At 61.4% G+C, this 19,728-nt stretch carries 16 protein-coding genes; 3 read left to right on the forward strand and 13 right to left on the reverse strand.

Annotation, left to right across the window (positions count from 1 at the left end):
- Positions 1 to 167: 167 nt before the first annotated feature.
- The 8 genes from ACW9IN_RS28195 to ACW9IN_RS28230 all read right to left on the reverse strand — a co-directional run bounded on the left by ACW9IN_RS28195 (position 168) and on the right by ACW9IN_RS28230 (position 10,783).
- Positions 168 to 1,577, reverse strand: coding sequence for a polyurethane esterase (locus ACW9IN_RS28195; protein ID WP_457368925.1), 1,410 nt, complete (start codon positions 1,575 to 1,577; stop codon positions 168 to 170).
- A gap of 13 nt (positions 1,578 to 1,590) precedes the next feature.
- Positions 1,591 to 2,931 carry a TolC family outer membrane protein gene (locus ACW9IN_RS28200; RefSeq protein ID WP_457368926.1) on the reverse strand — a complete coding sequence of 447 codons (1,341 nt, stop codon included), beginning with the start codon at positions 2,929 to 2,931 and terminating at the stop codon, positions 1,591 to 1,593.
- A gap of 2 nt (positions 2,932 to 2,933) precedes the next feature.
- Positions 2,934 to 4,235, reverse strand: a complete 1,302-nt coding sequence (locus ACW9IN_RS28205; RefSeq protein ID WP_457368927.1) for an HlyD family type I secretion periplasmic adaptor subunit — start codon at positions 4,233 to 4,235, stop codon at positions 2,934 to 2,936.
- Positions 4,232 to 5,983 (reverse strand): type I secretion system permease/ATPase, encoded by a 1,752-nt coding sequence (locus tag ACW9IN_RS28210; RefSeq protein ID WP_457368928.1) that lies wholly within the window; start codon positions 5,981 to 5,983, stop codon positions 4,232 to 4,234. Before ACW9IN_RS28210 ends, ACW9IN_RS28205 begins: the two co-directional genes overlap by 4 nt.
- Before the next feature lie 103 nt (positions 5,984 to 6,086).
- Positions 6,087 to 6,455, reverse strand: coding sequence for a protease inhibitor Inh/omp19 family protein (locus tag ACW9IN_RS28215; RefSeq protein ID WP_457368929.1), 369 nt, complete (start codon positions 6,453 to 6,455; stop codon positions 6,087 to 6,089).
- Positions 6,456 to 6,504: 49 nt separating this feature from the next.
- Positions 6,505 to 7,938: a serralysin family metalloprotease gene (locus ACW9IN_RS28220; protein ID WP_457368930.1), complete on the reverse strand. Its 1,434-nt coding sequence runs from the start codon at positions 7,936 to 7,938 to the stop codon at positions 6,505 to 6,507.
- A gap of 367 nt (positions 7,939 to 8,305) precedes the next feature.
- Positions 8,306 to 9,409 (reverse strand): DmpA family aminopeptidase, encoded by a 1,104-nt coding sequence (locus ACW9IN_RS28225; protein ID WP_457368931.1) that lies wholly within the window; start codon positions 9,407 to 9,409, stop codon positions 8,306 to 8,308.
- Positions 9,410 to 9,418: 9 nt separating this feature from the next.
- Entirely contained in the window at positions 9,419 to 10,783 is a 1,365-nt protein-coding gene (locus tag ACW9IN_RS28230; RefSeq protein ID WP_457368932.1) for an APC family permease, read from the reverse strand.
- Between the two features lie 199 nt (positions 10,784 to 10,982).
- Here ACW9IN_RS28230 and ACW9IN_RS28235 point away from each other — a divergent pair, with 199 nt between their 5' ends.
- A complete protein-coding gene (locus ACW9IN_RS28235; RefSeq protein WP_457368933.1) occupies positions 10,983 to 11,768 on the forward strand; it encodes a response regulator transcription factor in 786 nt (261 codons plus the stop codon).
- A 45-nt stretch (positions 11,769 to 11,813) separates the two neighbouring features.
- On the opposite strand, the gene ACW9IN_RS28240 is transcribed toward ACW9IN_RS28235, so the two are convergent.
- The 4 genes from ACW9IN_RS28240 to ACW9IN_RS28255 are packed head-to-tail and all read right to left on the reverse strand — an operon-like array spanning position 11,814 to position 15,587.
- Positions 11,814 to 12,893, reverse strand: a complete 1,080-nt coding sequence (locus tag ACW9IN_RS28240; RefSeq protein ID WP_457368934.1) for a polyamine ABC transporter substrate-binding protein — start codon at positions 12,891 to 12,893, stop codon at positions 11,814 to 11,816.
- 60 nt (positions 12,894 to 12,953) lie between these two features.
- The gene (locus tag ACW9IN_RS28245; protein ID WP_457368935.1) at positions 12,954 to 13,295 is read right to left on the reverse strand and encodes a cupin domain-containing protein; all 342 of its coding nucleotides are present in this window, start codon (positions 13,293 to 13,295) and stop codon (positions 12,954 to 12,956) included.
- 26 nt (positions 13,296 to 13,321) lie between these two features.
- The gene (locus tag ACW9IN_RS28250) at positions 13,322 to 14,728 is read right to left on the reverse strand and encodes an NAD(P)/FAD-dependent oxidoreductase (protein ID WP_457368936.1); all 1,407 of its coding nucleotides are present in this window, start codon (positions 14,726 to 14,728) and stop codon (positions 13,322 to 13,324) included.
- A 49-nt stretch (positions 14,729 to 14,777) separates the two neighbouring features.
- Positions 14,778 to 15,587, reverse strand: a complete 810-nt coding sequence (locus ACW9IN_RS28255) for a helix-turn-helix domain-containing protein (protein ID WP_457368937.1) — start codon at positions 15,585 to 15,587, stop codon at positions 14,778 to 14,780.
- 258 nt (positions 15,588 to 15,845) lie between these two features.
- Between ACW9IN_RS28255 and ACW9IN_RS28260 the strand changes: the two genes are divergently transcribed.
- Positions 15,846 to 16,118, forward strand: coding sequence for a DUF1652 domain-containing protein (locus ACW9IN_RS28260; RefSeq protein ID WP_105696927.1), 273 nt, complete (start codon positions 15,846 to 15,848; stop codon positions 16,116 to 16,118).
- 129 nt (positions 16,119 to 16,247) lie between these two features.
- On the opposite strand, the gene ACW9IN_RS28265 is transcribed toward ACW9IN_RS28260, so the two are convergent.
- The gene (locus ACW9IN_RS28265; protein WP_457368938.1) at positions 16,248 to 18,695 is read right to left on the reverse strand and encodes a UvrD-helicase domain-containing protein; all 2,448 of its coding nucleotides are present in this window, start codon (positions 18,693 to 18,695) and stop codon (positions 16,248 to 16,250) included.
- A 218-nt stretch (positions 18,696 to 18,913) separates the two neighbouring features.
- Here ACW9IN_RS28265 and ACW9IN_RS28270 point away from each other — a divergent pair, with 218 nt between their 5' ends.
- A complete protein-coding gene (locus ACW9IN_RS28270; RefSeq protein ID WP_457368939.1) occupies positions 18,914 to 19,609 on the forward strand; it encodes a pirin family protein in 696 nt (231 codons plus the stop codon).
- Positions 19,610 to 19,728: the final 119 nt, after the last annotated feature.

A 19,728-nucleotide genomic window follows, 5' to 3' on the forward strand; every position in this document is an offset into this window, starting at 1 on the left:
CTGATCCACCGCCTTCGCAGCCTCGCCGGGGCTCGACAGCTCCCACAGGGGATTGGCTGTGGCGGGGAAAACTCCGCCAGCAGGGTCATCGCGCCGGGTACTTTCTCTCCAACAACAGAGATCCCCTGCCGCATCGCTGCGAAGACGGTGGCATGGCTACCTCTCCATCAGCTGATAAGCACTTCTCCCGACACCCCGCTCACCCCCACCAGCGTCACTGAGTCCCCGCCGAAACTGATTACCGTGTCTCCCCCATGCTCGCGGTACTGTGCGGTTCCGTCCACCTCCCTGAACACCAGTTTGTCCGTCGGCTGGTAGCCGATGATACGGTCGTTGCCAAAGTGCCCACTGAACAGAAAGGTATTGTGGCCGCTGTTGTCGCGGATCGTGTCGTTGCCCTTGCCCGCTTCGATGAAGTCAGCGCCCTTGCCGCCCTGGATCAGGTCGTTGCCATCGCTGCCGATGATGAACGTATTGCCCTTGTGCGGCTCGGCATTGCGGTTGAGGTCCTGCACCCAGGTGGTGGCCCGCGCCGGGTCGGACAGGTTGGCGACGATGATCGTCGAGTCGCGGGTCATCTGGTCATAGAAGCCCGACTCGAGAATGCGCGTCATACCGTCGCCATAGGCGGTGGGCAGATGCGACACCCAGGTCGGCAGGTTGACGATGGAAAACGGCAGCACATTCCACAGCGTCGAAGCGTAGTGGTCGTTGAAGCTGACGATGTTGTCGGTGGTCGACTCGTGGGGTTTGTCGTGCACGCCCAGTGAGGACAGGTTGACGCTGGTGCCATCCAGCGCGCGGAACACCGGGTCGTTCTCATAGCCGATATTGAGCACTTTGTCGCCAGCGCTCTGGGTCGGCGAGGCGTAGGCCACGTAGTTGGCATCCTTGTAGAACCCGGCCCATTTACTGTCGCTCAAGTCGGCCAGGCTGTTGACGGCCAGCCCGCCCAGGCTGTGGCCGCTGACCACCACATCCTTGCCGCTCAGGCCGTGGGCGCTGGCATAGTCGGCGACGTTCTTGAGTAACTTGCCGAACGCTTCGCCCGCATAGTTTTTGGCGTAGTCCTTGGGCCCCAGGGCCGCCAGCAGATCGTTGATCAGGTCGCCGATGGAATCGCTGATCAGGGTTTCACGGGGCCCCGAAGTGCCGCGAAAACCGATGCCGATTTCCAGCAGCTTGCCGGCGGCATCGTACTTGCCCAGCACCTCGACCTGCGCGGTGGTGTAGCCGGCCTTTTCGCCGAAGAACGTACCCCGCGCATCCACCTTGCCGGTGTAACCGAGGGCGCTGGCGCTGATGGGGGTCCAACCGGCTTTCTGTACCGCCTCCAGGGCGGCTTTTTCCGAGTCCGGGTTCCAGGGAATGCCGGGAATCACGCCCTGGGAATCGGTACTGCCCAGCAACGCGCCGACCAGGGTGGCAGGCAGCCCCAGCCCCAGGCCATTGTGCTGGTAACCCACGGCAAAGCCGTTATCCAGGTTGTGGTAGGTATACAACGTGATCGCCATGGCATCGGCGAACAAGGCCTTGGAACCCTCGGTGCCGAGGTTTTTATAGTCGAACACACCCATGGTAGTACCTCTCTTATTGTTGGATCGAACCTCTGAATGCTTCATCCACGGTGGCCAGGTCGGTATCACGCAGGTTGCCGGCGTAGTAATGCAATTTGGTCCAGGCCATCAAATAGTCGTACCGCGCCTGCGCCAGATCGCGCCGGGTGCTGTAGAGCTGCTGTTCGGCGTTCAGCGCGTCGAGGTTGACGCGCTCACCGCCCAGAATGCTTTGCCGGGTCGAGACCACCAGCGCTTCGGCGGACACCAGCGCCTTCTGATATGCGCGCAACTTGCTCACCCCCGACAGGCACGCGCTGAACTGGCGCCGCAGTTCGATCAGGGTTTCGCGGGTCTTGCCCTCCAGTTCGTACTCAGCCTGTTCCATGGCGCGACTGGCCTGGCGGGTCGACGCCGAAATGCCGCCGCCGGCATACAACGGCAGGCTGACTTCGACGCCGATGGTGTTGGTGTCGTAGCGCTGGTTGTAGGTGTTGCCGCTGTCGGACTCCTGCTGGCGCGAACTGGCATACGCGGTGACCTTGGGCAAATGCCCGGCGCGGTTGCGCTCCACTTCAAAGCGCGCCACTTCCAGGGCCTGGCGCTGGGACGCCAGCGTGGGGTTGTTGCTGATCGCCAGTTCATGCCAGGTGTCGTAGTTCGCGGGGCTCAGGGTGAAGGCGGCAAAGCCCGGCTTCAGCGGCGCCAGGTCGTCGATGTTGACGCTCCGCACGCCGATCAGCGCGCCCAGTTCCCGCAGCGAGGCGTCCTGTTCATCCAGGGCCTGGATTTCTTCGGCGGTGGCCAGTTCGTAACGGGATTCGGCTTCGAGAATGTCCGTGCGGGTGCCTTCGCCCTGCTGGAACAAATGCCGGTTCTGCTGGAACTGCTGCTCGAAGGCTTTCTTCTTGGCGCGGGCGATGTCGATCTGGTCCTGGGCGAACAGCGCCTGGGTGTAATAGGTCAGCACGCGCACCAGCAGGGCCTGGCTCTTGTCGCGAAAGCTCTCGTCGGCAAACAGCGCCTGGGCCACGCCCTTGCGGTAGTTGGCGTAGGCTTCGTAGTCGAACAGCGGCTGTTGCAGGCTGAAGGTGGAACCGTAGCTGTTGTAGTTGCGGTCATCGTGATAATTGCCGCCGCGCCCGTCGGGCAAGGTGGCCTGGGAATTGTTGCGGCCCTTGTTGTAGTTGTAGGACAGCTTGGGCAACAGCCCGGCGCGGCCAATCGCGCGGTTCTCAAGGCCGGCGTCGCGTTCCTTGATGGCGGCGAGGAATACCGGGTCATTGCGCAAGGCCTGCTCGTACACATCGAACGGGCCCATGGCGGCCTGGGCGCCGGTGCAGGTCAACAGCAAGGCGATAAACACGGGCTTCATGTTCATTCCTCGGTCAACGCGGAGCCGGCGCGGTCCAGCAGCGGCTTGAACAGGTAATTGAGCAAGGAACGCTCGCCAGTGCGCACGAACATCTCGGCGGGCATGCCCGGCTTGATCACCAGACCGTGAAGTTTCTCCAGTGCGGCTTCGCTGACCGTGGTGCGCAGCACGTAATACGGCGCGCCGGTTTTTTCATCGAGCATCTGGTCGGCGGAGACCAGGCTGACCTCCCCCGGCAACCGGGGGGTGCGGCTCTGGTTGAAGGCGGTGAACAGGATGTCGACGGGCAGATGGGTGCCGACCTTGTCCACCAGGTTCACCGGCAGCCGCCCTTCCACTTCCAGGCGCGTGTCCTGAGGCACGATTTCCAGCAGGGTTTCGCCGGCGCGCACCACCGCGCCTTCGGTGTGCACACCGAGGTTGACCGCGATGCCATCCGACGGCGCATTGATCTCGCTGTGCTGCAGGTCGAAGCCGGCCGAGGTCAACTGCTGCTCCAGGGTCAGGCTGCGCAGTTGCGCATCGGCCAATTGGCTGCGCACTTCCTTCTGATATTCCTCGCTGTGCTGCTGCAACTTGAGCCGCGACTCGACGATACCCTGCTCTACTCGACCACTTTCGCCGTTGTTCTGTGCCAGGTCCTGTTGCACCTGGGACAGCTGGCGCTGGTACTCCATCAGCCGGTTTCGCGGGATGTAACCGTTGTCGGCCAAGGGTTGCAGATTACTCAGTTGGTCGCGCAGGGATTGCGCCTGGGCAGTCAGGTCGCTGCGGGCGCGGCGCATGCCCGCCAATTGGGCGGTCGCGCCGTCGATATTCGCGCGAATGCCCGCCTGTTCACGGGCGAAGGCTTCGCGACGGCTGCTGAACAATTGGCGCTGGCCTTCCAGCACCAGCACCAGGGCCGGGTCAGGATCGCGGCTCAGTGACTCGGGGAAGGTGACGGCGGATTGGTTGTCGCGCTCGCTCTGCCAACGCGCCACACTGGCCCAGGCCATGCGGTACTGGGCTTGCAGGGACTGCACGTCGGCCTGGTGCTGGGTCTGGTCGAGGCGAAACAGCGGTTGCCCCTGGCGGACGGTCTCGCCCTCCTTCACCAGAATCCGGCTGACCACGCCGGGGCTGAGGGTCTGCACGGCCTTGCGTTTGCCCGACACCACCACGGTGCCCTGCACGGGGATGCCTTGGTCGAGTGGCGCCAGGCTGGCCCACAGGAAAAACCCGCCGGCGCCGACCAGGGTCAGCAGCCAGCCCATGCGCACGAAAAACCGGGCGTCGTGTCGTTCTACAGTGAGGCTGCTCATGCGCCTGGATTCCTTGCGGCTTGATACTGACGACTCAGGCTTACGCCCGTTTTTTCCCGGGGGGCTTCCTGCTGACCGGACAACGCCCGCAACACGTCCTGACTGGGCCCGAACGCCTGCAGACGCCCGTCGTTGAGCACCAGTAATTTATCGGCCTGGGCCAACGCCGAAGAACGATGAGTGACCAGCACCACGCTGCTGCCCTGGGCCTTCATCTGCATGATCGCGCTGGCCAGCGCGGCTTCGCCGACGGTGTCGAGGTTGGAGTTGGGCTCATCCAGCACGATCAGCCGCGGCCCGCCATACAGCGCACGGGCCAGCGCCACCCGTTGCTTCTGGCCACCGGACAGGCCCGCGCCGTTGTCGCCCAGGACCGTGTCGTAGCCTTGGGGCAAGCGCAGGATCAGCTCATGCACACCGGCCTGTTGGGCGGCGCGCACCACCTGTTCGGGGTCGGCCTCGCGAAAGCGTGCGATGTTGTCGGCGATGCTGCCGCTGAACAATTCGATGTCCTGGGGCAGATAGCCGATGTGCGGGCCAAGGTCGTCGCGGTCCCAGCGATGAATGTCGGCGCCGTCGAGGCGCACGGTACCGGCCAGCGTCGGCCAGACACCCACCAGCACCCGGGCCAGGGTGGACTTGCCGGACCCCGATGCGCCGAGTACGCCGAGCACTTCGCCGGCGCCCAGGTTGAAGCTGACCTGCTGCAAGGTCGCCATGCGCCGCCCCGGCGGGCCGGCACTGACCTGTTCGAAACCAATGTGGCCTGTGGGGGCCGGCAGCTTCATCGACTCGACGTGCGGGGGAAACTCGCCCAGCAGCTCATCCAGCCGCTGGTAGGCCAGCTTGGCCGAGCTCCATTGCTTCCACACCGCGATCAACTGGTCGATGGGGCTGAGCACGCGGCCCATCAGGATGGACCCGGCGATCATCATCCCGGCGGTCATATCGCCCTTGATCACCAGCAAGGCGCCCAGGCCCAGCACCAGGGATTGCAGGCACAGGCGCAAGGATTTGCTCAGGGAGGTGACCACCGCGCCGGTATCGCTGGCCTGGTTCTGCAGGCCGAGAAATTGCGAATGCACGGCAAACCAACGCTGGCGCAGTGCGCCGAGCATACCCATGGCCTGGATGGTCTCGGCGTTGTGCAAATGGCTGGTGGCCAACTGGGTGGACTGCTGGGAATAGCCACTCGCCTCGCCCAGGGGCTTTTTGGTCAGGTATTCGTTGAGACAGGCCAGCGCGACCAGCAATGCTGCGCCGGCGGTCGCCAGTACACCCAGCCACAGGTTGAACAGGAAAATCACACACAGGTAGATGGGAAACCACGGCGCGTCGAAAAAGGCGAACAGCGCAGGCCCCGTGATGAATTGACGAATCTGGGTCAGATCGCCCAGGGATTGCCCGGCATGCCCTTGGCCACGTTGCAGGTTGCGTTCAAAAGCGGCCTTGTACACGCGCAGGTTGAAACGCCGTTCCAACTGGCTGCCGATGCGGATCACGATAAAACTGCGGATGACTTCCAGCGTGCCAATAAAGGCAAAGAAACCCACGACCATCAGCGTCAACATCACCAGGGTGGTTTCATTCTGGGAGGACAGTACGCGGTCATACACTTGCAGCATGTAAATCGACGGCACCAGCATCAACAGGTTAATCAAGGCGGTGAAACAGCCAATGCTGATCAAAATGCTCTTGTATTCACCCAGCGCCTTGAACAACGGCGCAACGGCAGGGGGTTTGGCCATATCTTTTGATCATCCTTGAAACAAATCATGGGCAATAGCCGCCCCAACCCCAGCGCATGGAGCGGGCAACTAATCCATCAAGTTATAAATTTATAACCGGCAACTAAGGAGCTCGCTGCAATAACACTTCGGTACCGGACGGCGTGCGCCCTTTGTATTCGCCTTCTTTCTGTCGATTCAAATGGGTTATGCCGCTGCCCTCGGCATTCATCAGCCAAATGCCATCCGGCGTGGGCGACCAACTCAGGGGTTTATCCCCCAGCCACTGTGTGGCGCAAGCCACATCGCCGCCCAGGGCGTTGGCCTGCTCCAGCAGGTCCAGGGCGCAGACCTGGTCCTGTTGATGCAACTGCCAGTGCCCGGCCAATTGGGCACTCGTGGGTAGAACAAGACTGCTTGCCATTGCGTGGGCTCCTGCCGACATGACTATCACCTGCACGGAGCAGGCGATTCCGTTGAAAACACGCTGCATCTTCACGCTCCATCGCGCAAGCGCGGCGCCGAAGCGCCGCGCCCGTGGGTTAGGCCACGATGTCGCTGACGGCTGCCTGGCCGACGGTGGTGACGAGGAAGTCCGCCACGCCGTGCCCGGAGAAGTCCACCGCCAGGGTGCCCAGGTTGGTACCCGCGGCGTAGGTCAGGACCGCATCGCCGGCATGCCCGGTGAAGGCATTGACGAAGGTCAGGCCCGCACCCTTGGTGATGCCGCTGAGGTCGATCTTGTCCGAACCGGAGGTGAAGTCAAAGATCTTGTCCGCAGCCCCGGGCCGGGAGTCGGAACTGGCGCCGTACACAAAGGTATCGTTGCCCGCGCCGCCCCACAGCTGGTCCGCACCGCCGCCGCCGTAGATGATGTCATTGCCGGCGCCGCCCTTGATCACGTTGGCTGCGTTGTTGCCGATGATCAGGTCGTTGCCGGCACCGCCGAAGGCGTTCTCGATGGTCACGCCCTTGGCGATGGACACGTTGCCCACCAGACCGCCGACGTCGGAGAACGAAGCTTCGTTGAGGTTGATCTTCTGGTTCTGGGTGAAACCCGAGAAGTCCAGGGTGTCGTTGCCACCCCCGTCCCACACCGAGAACACCAGCTTGTCGGCATTGGAGGTCGCGGTGTAGAAATCACGCCCGGTGTTGGAGTTGAACCCGTAGGTGGTGTCGCCGGCGCGGGTGCTGTAGTTGGCGCCGTAGAGCTTCTGGATCGCGGCGATGTCGTCGATCAGCGGGGCCGAGGCATAGGCTTCGACGCCGCCTTTGCTGAAGTTCTGGTTGGTATTGCTCTCGCTCCAGTAACTCATGACGCTGTAGCCGCGCGTGTCCTGTCCATAGGTCGCGTCGTTGTAGGTCGGGTTGCCGTTCCCGGCGTTGTAGTCGCCAGGGTGAGCCAGGCCCAGGGTGTGGCCGATTTCGTGGGTGAGGGTCTGCCGGCCATAGTTGTTCAGGTCCGGCGTCTTGTTCGGCGTGTAGCTGCTGTTGATCAGGTACCACGAGGTGCCGTCGTAGCCCGCACCGGTACCGGGCAGGTAGGCGAAGGCCGCCGCGCCGTCCTGGCCGCTGCTGTAGTTGCCGAAGGTCATGTGGCCGTCACCGCCGCTGGCTTTCTCGGTAAAGGTGACGTTGGCCACGTCCGCCCAGGATTGCATGGCCAGCGCGGCCTGTGCTTTCTGCTGTGCGTTGAACTGGCTGAAACCTGCGATGCCATGCTTGTTCATGGTGCTGAACGACGCCGAGGTCAGGAACGTATAGGTCAGGTCGATCTTGCCGTTGCCGTCAAAGTCACGGTACGCGGCGTGATCGCGCAGCAGCTGGTTCGCTGCCTGGTCGACGGAATACGAAGGTTTGCCATTGACCGTGAGGTTGCCGCCACGGTCATACAGATGGCTGAAGGTATCGATTTGCGTAAAGGCCGTGCTGGCTTGCGCCGCCGAAACAATAGCCTTGTCTTTTACTTTTGCCATGTACGTACTTCCTTGTTTGCAAGTGCATCAGTCTTTGTTCGATAGGAACCTCGCGGGCGAGATCGTCCTATCACTCGCCTCTTTTGAAGGCGAAAGAAAACTGACACAACTTGAAATCATTCGTCCACCGGTATTTCAGCGGCAAAAAACCGATAACCGGACAACTTGCGCAAGCACCCTGCCGTATTTAAAGGCGCGCTTTGGTTTTGCCTGACAAAAAACACAGCACTCGTATTTAAATATTAAATAACCATAAAGCCGCCCAACTAGAGCGGCCTACTTTATTAATGGATCCACTATATTGTCACGGTGTCATTGGCAACATTAAACAGCCACTACTTATTATGATGTTTGTTGTTGTCCCCCATTACCGGGACAGGCTCCAGCCACTCTTGTGCAACGCTGTCAGCAAGGTATCGTCGCTCAGCGCCGGCACCTGCACGCCGTCATCGGTGGTCATGCTCTCCCCCGCCAACAGCGCATTGATGATCGCCTCCTCCACCGCCTCTGCCGCTGCACTGAACAGCGGCGAAATATGGTCATTGTTGACCATGTGCAGTGCCGTGCTGAGCGGCAGGTCGGCGCGCCCGTAATCCGCAGGCGGCAAATCGTGGTTGCCGGTGGCGAAGGCCAGGAACAGATCGCCACTGGAGTCTTCGGTACCACCGCCGGTACGGGCGATGCCAATGGACGCGCGCTGGGCCAGACGCTGACACTGGTGCGGCAACAACGGCGCGTCCGTGGCCAGGATCACCACGATCGATCCCATGCCCGGTGTGCCCCGGCTGGCAAACGGCGAGGGAATCTCCAGCAACTGGCGCCCCACCGGGTAGCCGTCCACCCGCAGTTCCTGGCGCTTGCCGTGGTTGGCCTGGACCAGCGCACCCACGGTCCAGCCGCCCTGCTCGGCCGACAGGCGCCGCGACGCCGTACCGATGCCGCCCTTGAACTCATGACAGATCATCCCGGTGCCCCCGCCCACCGCGCCTTCGGCGACCGGGCCGCTGCGGGCGTTGTCCAGCGCCTCGCGCACTTGCGCCGGGCCGACGTGCTGGCCCCAGATGTCGTTGAGCAGGCCGTCGTAGGTTTCCATCACCACCGGCATGCACCAGTACACCGCCGGATCGGCCAGGCGCTCGCGCTCCAGGGCGATCAGCGCGTCGCGCACCGTGCCGATGCTGTGGGTGTTGGTCATCGCCAGCGGTGTGGTGAGCAGCCCGGCTTCGCGAATCCATTCAAGGCCGGTGGCATCGCCATTGCCATTGAGCACGTGATAGCCGGCGAAGCATGGCTGCTGGCGCGCCTCCCCGCTCCTGGGCTGCACCAGCGTCACGCCGGTGCGCACCTGTTTGCCGTCGATGCGGGTGTTGAGGGTGCTGTGACCCACCCGAACGCCCGGCACATCGGTGATGGCATTCAACTCGCCCGGCGTGCCGAGCCCCAGCGTGATGCCCAATTGACGTGCGCGCATATCCTCTCCTTACAGTTTTTGAAAGGCCGGACTCAAGCGGCCACTGATGCTGTACAGCACCACCGACAGCGCCAGCAGGCCGACAATGATCATGATGTCCCGCGCCGACGCCGCCAATGCCAGGGTGACCAACAGATACCCGGCGCCGAGTACTGCCAGCAACGCCGGCAATGGCCACAGCGGCATGCGATACGGATGCTCGCGGTCGCGCAGCCGCACCCGGCTCATCAAGGCGCTCAAGGCCACCACCAGGTACACCAGCATGATCAGCAACACGCTGAATGACGTGAGGTCGGCCAGGTTGGAGCTGAAACTCAGCAGCGCCGAAGGGATGGCCAGGAACAGCGTGGCCAGCCAAGGTGAATCCCAGCGCGGGTGAATACGCGTGAACAGCCTGTTGATACCTGGCGTCCATAACGCATCGCGGCCACTGCTGAACACCACGCGGCCGATCTGGATCACGATGGCGACAATGGCATTGAACACCGACAGAAAGATCCCCGCGCTGACCAGCCGAGACAGGGTTTCATTGCCATGACTGCTCAGCAAGTAGCCGATGGGATCCGGACTGCTGATCATCTCGCTCAAGGACGGTGCGCCGATCAGCAGCGCAGTGATCGGCACCAGCTCGATGATCACCACCAGCCCCAGGGACCACAGCACCGCCTTGTGCACGCCCTTGCCGCCGCACTTCATGTCTTCGGCCAACAACACCGCCGGCCCGTAGCCATTGTAGGAAAACAAACCGATACCCACCGCGCCGATCACCAGCGCCCAGGGCGCCAGGTGCAGTACGCCGTTCTCGACGATCTGCGGTTGCAGCAAGATGCTCGCCGGTTGCACCGGGTTGCCAAAGCCCACACAGACGATCACCAGCAGCGCCGCCACTTCCAGCAGCAGGCACGTGCCGGTGATCCAGGCATTGAGCTTGATATTGAGAATGCCCAGTGCGTAGCTGCATACCACGATCACCAGGGCCACGGTCTGGGCATCGAACCTGGTGCCCAGGGCGTTATTCAGATAGGTCGCCGCGCCCGTGGCGAGAACCGGCGGGATAAACAACAGCATCACCAGCACGGTGAGGAAGGTCGCGTAGCCGGCCATGCCGCCGAAGACACGCTTGGCATATACGTACTCGCCACCGGCACTGTTATGGGCACGACCCAACTCGGCGTAGCAAAAGGCGAACATCAGCGCGAGCAGGCCAGCCATGACAAAAGCCAGGAACACCCCGCTGCCGGCCTGCTGGATCGCGAACGGCGCAATCACGAAAACGGAGCTGGCGGGTGTGACGGCCGATACGGTGATGGCCACTACATCGAACACACTCAAGGTGGGTTTAAGCACGCCGTCAGGCGCGGGAGAAGCACTCATATCGTTATCCTCTGTCGTTGTTCTTGGTGTGAGGCAGAAACGAAAAATCAGGCGATTGCGGGATAGCTTTCCCGCTCAATGATCGCAACGGTAAACGGGGTGTTTATGTCAGCCAATTCCCCTATTGGCGTACTCCCCTTGACGGCCCCAGACAAAAGCCGAAACCTTGGGCGATTCATTGATGGCGGGAGCCCGTGATATGAGCCTGTTCAGGGAAGTCGGCATGCACGCCGGCCTGGGCCGCACCATCGAACAGATCGGCGGCGACCGTTTCTGGAAGCAACTGGTGCTGTTGCTGCACCAGTGCCTGGCATTCGATAACGCACTGGCGATCTTCTATCCGCAGGAGGGCCCGCCCCTGGCCCTGGAGGAATACGACGCCCAGCCCAGCAGCAAGCCGGCGTCGATGCTGGCGTACCTCAATGGTGTGTACCTGCTCGACCCGTTTTTCCAGGCCTGTCGGGAGGGGTTTGCCAGTGGCGTGTATCGCCTGGAAGAAGTGGCGCCGGACCATTTTCGCCAAAGCGAATACTTCCTCAACTACTTCCACGACAACGTGCTGGAGGACGAGGTGCAGTTCATTCTGCAGGTGCCGGGTGCGGGTACCCTGTCGCTGTCGTTGGGCACGCAGCGGCGGTTCAGCGTGGAGGAAACCGGCCTGTTGACCACTCTGGCGGCCTGGGTGCTGCCGTTGATGCAACAGCACTGGCAGCAAAGCACCCAGCGCACGCCGGCGATGGACAGCCAGATTCGCGATGCCTTGAGCCAGTTCGGCTGTGGCGTGCTGTCGGAGCGCGAACTGGAAATCGCCCGCCTGGTGCTGCGCGGGTTTTCCTCCAAGGCCATGGCCGAGCGCCTGGGCATCTCGCCGGACACCGTCAAGGTGCACCGCCGGCACCTGTACGCCAAGCTGGATATTTCGTCACAGCCGGAGCTGTTTTCGCTGTTTATCCAGTCGTTGGGGCATGACCTGGAAAACCCCTGAGGCGCTCATCGAGCATTCCCACGCAGAGCGTGGGAATGATCAACATCACCGTCCGGTGCGAATGGTGTTCCACACCCGTGTGCGCACGCGGTCGATGTTCAGCGGCATCGCTTCGAGCGCAAACAGCTTGCCCATCATTTCCGGGCTCGGGTACACCTTGGTGTCGGCCTTGATCGCCGGGTCCACCAGGCTATCGGCAGCGGCGTTACCGTTGGCGTAGTGCACATAGTTGGTGATGCCGGCCATCACTTCCGGGCGCAGCAGGTAGTTCATGAACGCATAGCCGGCCTTTTCGTCCGGCGCATCGACGGGCATGGCCACCATGTCGAACCAGATAGCCGCGCCTTCCTTGGGAATGTTGTAGCCGATATTCACACCGTTCCCGGCTTCCTTGGCGCGGCTTTCAGCCTGCAGGATATCGCCGGAGAAACCGACGGCCACGCAGATATCGCCATTGGCCAGGTCGGCGGTGTATTTCGAGGAATGGAAGTACGCCACATAAGGCCGCACTTTCATCAGCAGGTCCTCGGCCTTTTTGTAGTCTTCAGGCTTTTTGCTGTGGTGCGGCAGGCCCAGGTAGTTCAGCGCCGCCGGCAACAGTTCGGGGCCGTTGTCGAGGATCGCCACTCCACATTTCTGCAACTTGGCCATGTTCTCCGGCTTGAAGATCAGGTCCCAGGAGTCCACCGGCGCATTGTCGCCCAGCACCGCCTTGACCTTGTCAATGTTGTAACCGATGCCCGTGCTGCCCCACAGGTACGGGAAGCCATGGGCATTGCCCGGGTCGTTGGTCTCCAGTGCCTTGAGCAGCACCGGATTGAGGTTTTTCCAGTTGGGCAACTGGCTCTTGTCGAGCTTCTTCAACGCACCGCCCTGGATTTGCCGGGCCATGAAGTGGTTGGACGGAAACACCACGTCGTAACCGGATTTACCGGTCATCAACTTGCCGTCGAGGGTTTCGTTGCTGTCGTATACGTCGTAGGTGAAACCGATACCGGTCTCGGCCTGGAAGTTTTTGGTGGTGTCCGGCGCAATGTAGTCCGACCAGTTATAGATTTTCACCGTCTCGGCGGCCTGGCTGATAGAGGCCACCAACATCAAGGGCAACAGGGCAATGGCTTTCATGGTTCGATTTCCTGGCGGTTTTAGGGCTGTTTTTATGGCAGGCGATCAAGGATCAAAGCGTTACAGGATCAATACGTAGGTCTTGCGCACGGTTTCATGGATATCCCAGATACCGGTGCTGTTGGCCGGCAACATCAGTGCATCACCGGCTTCTATGTGGACGATGTCACCGTTGTCCGGAGTGAAGGTGCAGCGCCCCTGAATGAAGTGGCAAAACTCCTGGGACTTGATCTGGCGGCGCCAGCGGCCCGGGGTGCATTCCCAGATGCCGGTTTCGACGCCATCGGTACGTTCCACGCTCAAGGTCGAGGCGACGGCAATGGGCTCGCCAAGAGGCACGGCCACCGGTGACGAGTCCGGCAGGTGGGCATTCAGTGTGTCTTTGAATTGAGTGATGCTCATGGGGCTACCTGTGTCAGTGAAACGGTTCAATGCATGAAACCTTCCATGAAGCCCGCCACCCCGGTTGCTAGCTTGCGGCGCCAAGGCGCGGTGTTGGGGTTGGCCAACACCTGGTCTTCATGGACAAAACTGCGAATGATGGCGTTGTAGCCCAGCCAGCGGCAGGGTTCGGGCTCCCAGGGCTTGAGGGCGTCCAGGCCGCGCTCACGAATGACCCAGGGCTGATGAACGCGTGGGGTGTCGAGGCCCAGGATCAGGTCCGCCAACGTGCGCCCCCCCAGGTGAGTGGCGCCGACGCCCTCCCCGCCATACCCGCCAGACAAAGCGATACCGGTCTTGTGATCGCAGAGCATGTGCGGTCGGAAATGACGGGACATGCCCAGGTTGCCACCCCAGGAATGGGTAATCCGCACCTTTTTCAACTGTGGGAAAAGTTCACCGAACAAATAGCGGCGCAGCTCGACTTCGCTGTCGGTCAAGTCGAAGTCATGGCGCAACCGACCGGCGAACTGATAGCCGCCACGGGCACCAAACACCAGGCGGTTGTCGGCCGAACGCTGGCCATAGGTAACCTGGCGACTGCTCTCGCCAAACGCCTGGCCATGGCTCAAGCCAATTTCATCCCAGGTACTGGCAGGCAAAGGCTCCGTGGCGACGATCAGGCTTTGCACCGGCAATTGGTAACGGCCCAGAGCGGGCAAGGTGTTGGCATAGCCCTCCACCGCCGGCACCACCCAGGCCGCGCGCACGCCGGCTTTGGCTGTGCGCAGGCGGCCGGACTGCCAGTCGGTCACCGGGCTGTTCTCGAAAATGCTCACACCCATGTTTTCCACTACGCGCGCCAGCCCGCGCACCAGCTTGGCCGGGTTGATGGTCGCGACGTGGGGCGCATAAACACCGCCGTAGGGCTTGGCGATGCGGATCTGTTCGGCCAACTGCTGCGGGTTCATCCAGCGGTAGTCGGCTTCAGTGAGGCCTTGGGCGTAGAGTTTGTCCAGATAGCGGCGCAGGCTGCCTTCCTGCTCGGGGTAACGCGCGGCGCAATACAACGCGCCGCCCTTGCGGTAGTCGCACTCGATGCCTTCACGGGCCAGCACCTCGGCCACTTCATCGGGAATGCCGTGCAGCAAGTCATAAGAGGCCCGCCGATGTTCAGGGTCGAGCCCCGACAGCAGACGGTCTTCGCCCAGCAGGTTGCCCATCAGCCAGCCGCCGTTGCGGCCCGAAGCCCCGAAACCGGCGGTCTGGGCCTCGATGATCGCGATCTTCAGCTCGGGCGCCTGTCGTTTGAGGTAATAGGCGGTCCACAGGCCCGTGTAACCGGCACCGATGATCGCCACATTGACATCCAGATCATGCTCCAGGGACGGTCGCGCCACCAACGGATCGTCCAGTTGGTCCATCCACAAGCTGATGTTGCGCCATGCCGGCATGCCAGGTTCCCCGCCTTCGTTTCGATGGGGTCGATCCTAGAGCGCGGTGTCAGAGGTTGTCTTGCGCGCGTGCACGCAGAGAAATTTGTTTGACGTAAGCCTTGGGCGACTGGCCCGTATGCTGACGAAAAGCGCTGTAAAACGCCGAAAGCGAGTTGAAACCGGCCGCAAATGCCAGGTCATCAATCCTTATGGGCGGCGCAGCCTCGTTCAGCGACGCCAGCAAATGCTGGAGCCGGGCCTGGTTCACGTAGCGATAGAAGCTTTGCCCCAGCACCTGATTCAACAGGTAGGAAATCTGGTTGCGACTGTAGCCACACTCTCTGGAGACCCGTTGCAGGTCCAGCTCGGGGTCCAGATACGGTTGCTTGCGCTCGAAGTACTGCTGCAAGTCATTGGCCATGTGCCCCAACTGCTGGGGCGACAGGCCCAGGCGGCTGACCGTGGGGCGCAGGGCCTGAGCCGGCTGCTCATGCACCAGCGAAGCATATTCATTGACCCGCCAGATCAGGCCATCGCGCACGGTGATGGCCTCGCTGGTGCGGAACGAAACCAGACCCTGACCTCCGCGCAGCGTGATGCGGTACTGGATGAACGCCGTGTCGCCGTCGGCGCGGATGCGGTCGGTGTGCTCGATGGCCTCATCGGGGCCGCGGGGCATGCTGGCTTGCAGGTAGTCGCGCAATTCGGCGTAAGCGATCACCCGGTTCTGAAAAAAGTCGTGGTACTGGATATCCGGATGGTAGTAGGACATCACGCCATCAAGGTCGCGATGCCGCCAGCACAGGTGGTGGCGCAACACCAAGTCGGCCGTGGCCTGGGTGTGTGGGCAAGCATCGTCCGGGGCGATGTCGGGCATGGAAAACTCGATGACGGGTAAACGGTGGAGATTGCCCAATTCCGAGAATGGCTTCAATGGTCGATTGGCACTTCTGACTAATGGCCTATCGCCCAGCGTCAGGCTGAGACATGACCTACATCAAACGAATGGAAAACAACCGCCGAACGGGGCGAAAAAAATCACCTTGCGGTTGCGAACGAATGCTATTTTGAGGCTATTCGATGCCAAGACCAGAGAGGGTCATGGCCCCCTGCCGCGAGCTAAAGGAAGCGCTCAATGAACAAGGTGGGCAACATGAATAAAGTGACGTTCCCCAACGCCTGCCAGTTGATGCGCTGGCATTTTCACCCAATGGGCTTCGAGGGCAGCATGGACGCCCCCGGCAGCATGGTGGCCCGCCTGTTCGACCGTGCCAGTGGCGAGACCCTGATCGCTATCGCCGGTATCCCCTGCGCCACTGTGATGAACGCCGCCGATGTGGAGCGCATTATCGAGGCGGTGGAGGATGAGCTGGAGGCGTTCGTACCGCCGGTGTCATTACGGGCTTGATCACAATCTACCTAACAATGAATCTTCCCTGTGGGAGCGGGCTTGCCCGCGAATGCAGTCTGCCAGTCGTTGGAAAGGTTGGCTGACCGGCCGTAATCGCGGGCAAGCCCGCTCCCACACATTGCGCTATTAACCGCGCAAGTCATCGAAGAACGTTTTTTTGCCATCCACCCGCTCAGAGGCTTTCGGCATATTCGCCGCCGGGCCTTCGGGCTTCTCCACATACCAATAGCAATGACTCACGGCCCGGGTGATGCCCACATACGCCAAGCGCAGCACCTCGTCTTTCTGGGCATTGTCGTAGGGTTCGCTGTCACCCGCGCTACCCAGGCCTGCCATGCGGTACACCTGATTCTTGTAAGGCGAGCTGGTGACGTGCTGGCAATCCCCCAACAGAAATACCGCGTCTGCTTGCAGCCCCTTGGCGCTGTGATAGGTGAGCTGTTTGAGCCTGCGCTGTTGCGGTGGCAAGCTAGAATCCGCATTAACTACAGAATCAATATGCTCAGTAATCAATGACTTATCACTACTTTTTCGATAAAGCATCAAGATGCTGTCACCATTTTTATAGTGTTCCGCCAACTGCCTCCCCAAGGCCGCGTCGTCCCGCTCCAGCACCTTGACCGGGACCAGTGCCCTGGGCGCGCCGCTGGCCTTGGCCTTTTTGCCCGGGATCGCCGGTGCTGCCCGCACGATATGTTCAGCGGCATCGATGATGTGCTGATGGCTGCGGTAGTTCTCGCCCAGCATCACGCGGGTGGTAGCGGGCGATGGAAACTCCTGGTTGAACGCCATGAAATACTTGGGCGAACTGCCCCGCCAGCCATAGATCGACTGCCAGTCATCGCCCACGCACAGCAACGAGGACCGTTGAGCGCCACGCCCCACATGCATGGCCGGGCCACGGCTGCGGATTTCCCGTAGGCTGGCGCGAATCCACGAGACAATCTGCGGCGACACGTCCTGAAATTCGTCGATCATCAGGTGCGACATTGGTCGCAACAGGGGATCACTGAGCAGCTTGAGGTTTTCCGGCGTGTTTTCACCAAACAGCGAAAACATGCGGTTGTAGGTCATGATCGGCGGCGACTGGTCCAGCAAGTGGTCTTCCAGAGCCTTCCAGAAAATACTCAAGGCCTCGAAGAAGAACCGGTCCGGGTCATCCTTGGGGAAGCTCATTTGGCCTACAGCAGTGGGCACGTCCAGACCCAGGTTTTCGATAAACCCGGCAGCCGCCACAAAACTGTCCAGCAGCGGCGCCGACGCCAGTTCACCTTTCACCTTGTAATCAAAGCCCGGGCCGGCACTCGCGTCTCCCGCAAGACTGCTTAGCACACGCCTTGATGACTCGTAACTATCCAGCCATATCAGAGGCTTACGACAGAAAGCTTGAAACAAGGTGCGCTTTACTGCCCATTCTGCGCGTACCGAGAGCTTCGCGTTGGGTCGGCTGACCTGTGGGTTTTCCCGCCCATCGAAGCCCAGCACCACCCAGGCACCCAGCTCGGGGATGTAGCCGTGACAATGGAACTGCGCGCCGTTGATCTCCAGCGTTTGCCGGTTGGGCTCGATTCCTTTGATGGGCCACGCCCCGGCCCGAAACCACAGGTCTTCGATCACATCGCACAATTCTTCATCACGCTTAGCCGCCAGTTCGGTCACCGCCACGCGCTTTTGCACGTCCGGATGATCCCGTTCCAACTCCTTGAGCTGCAACCCATGGCGCGCCAGCGGCGCGATCAACTCGCGAAAGCGCGCGTGCTGGCCATGCAGCCGGTGGTAGCAGGCATTCATCAGTTGCCGCTGAGCGTCATTGATGCGCAGCTCGAACGGGTTGCTGTCGGCGTCTTCGCCCCCCGCATTCAGGTTCTCGAACGCTTGCAGGCGCTCGAACCCCGGCAGGCTGCGCACCATGGGCAGAATGCGCGAGTGGAAGGTCCTCACTACCGCTTTAGCTGTTTTTAAATCAATAGGTTGCGCCCACAAACTGAACACTTCCATGAGCTTGTGGATAAAGTCCTTGCGGGACTCCCGAGTAAACGTCACCACGGTCATCGAGCTCAGCTCGAAGCCCAGGTAATAGGTGAGCAACAAGATGCGCAGCACCAACGACGTGGACTTACCCGCCCCGGCCCCGGCGATCACTGAGGTCGAAGGCGTGTCGCTGAAAATCATCTTCCATTGCGCCGTGCTTGGCTGCGCGTGCGCAGGCAGCAGTCGGGCAACATCGGCCTTGATGCGTTTTTTCAGTTCTGCGGTCAAAGGCAACCGCCAGTCATCGAACAGACTATCGTCAACGCCCGGCGCACGGTGCTCATCGGGGCGAAAGTCCCGGATCAACAGCACCTGCCGCCCTTCTTCCAGGCCATCGGCCTTGCCTTCGCGGTAGCCATACTCCACGCCGGCCTCATGCCCACTGCGAAAGCCATCTGCCTGGCCATGCAGCCAGGAAAACCGGTGCTGCGCGCGCAGGCGAGTCAGGCCATGCCCGAAAAAACGAGCGGCAAGGCGTTTGAGCAGCGGCATTTCAGCGAGTGGGCGCAGTTCAGGGGGCAGATCAGGCGATTGTTGCGGCACGCGGACTCCTGCGACGGGCTTGGTGTTGACAAGTACGCAATGGTCGCCGGAATCGGCCTTGAGTTCCAGCCAAATGCTTGCAGGTCAGGCAGTTAGGTGAACAAGTCAAAGTCAAAACGCCAGCAATCAATCGAATAATCGGATATGAATCAGGCATTTTTTACGCTTTTTATCGATCAAGCGCTCAAGGATGATGATGCCATCAACTGGAGACCATCATGCTCGAACTTCGACCTTTTCACTCCCTGGGTGCCGCCCATCACGGCTGGCTGGATGCCCACCATCACTTTTCGTTTGCCGAGTACCACGACCCCAAGCGCATGCACTGGGGCAATCTGCGGGTCTGGAACGATGACATCATCGCGCCGGGCAGCGGGTTTCCACAGCACCCGCACCGCGACATGGAAATCATCACCTATGTGCGAGAAGGCGCCATCAGCCATGCGGACAACCTGGGCAACCAGGGCCGCACCGAAGCCGGCGATGTACAGGTCATGAGTGCTGGCACCGGGATCGCCCACAGCGAGTACAACCTGGAGGCCACACCCACCAAAATCTTTCAGATCTGGATCATCCCGAACGAAGCCGGCCTGCCACCGTCCTGGGGCGCCAAACCGTTCCCCAAAGATAGCCGCGAAGGATTTGTGACCCTGGCCAGCGGCAAGGCCGGTGACAGTGAAAGCCTGCGCATTCGAGCCGATGCGCGCCTGGTGGCAGCCAACCTGAAGGCCGGCCAAAGTGCGGAATACCGGCTGGACAGCGGGCGCAGAGCCTATCTGGTGCCGGCGACCGGTGCGATTGACGTCAACGGTTTGCGAGCGGAAGCACGGGATGGCGTGGCGGTAGAGGACGAACAAGTGCTGCGGGTGACCGCCATTGAAGACAGCGAGATCGTGCTGGTCGACCTCGCCTGATTTCAAATCCGGCATTGGCTGGAAAAGCGCCGTCAGCAGGGCCATCGCGCCGGTCACTTTCTCACCAACAATAGAGAAATCCTGTGGGAGCTGGCTTGTCGGGTCGCCGCATCGCTGCG

It is taken from the genome of Pseudomonas sp. SDO5271_S396 (assembly GCF_054071795.1).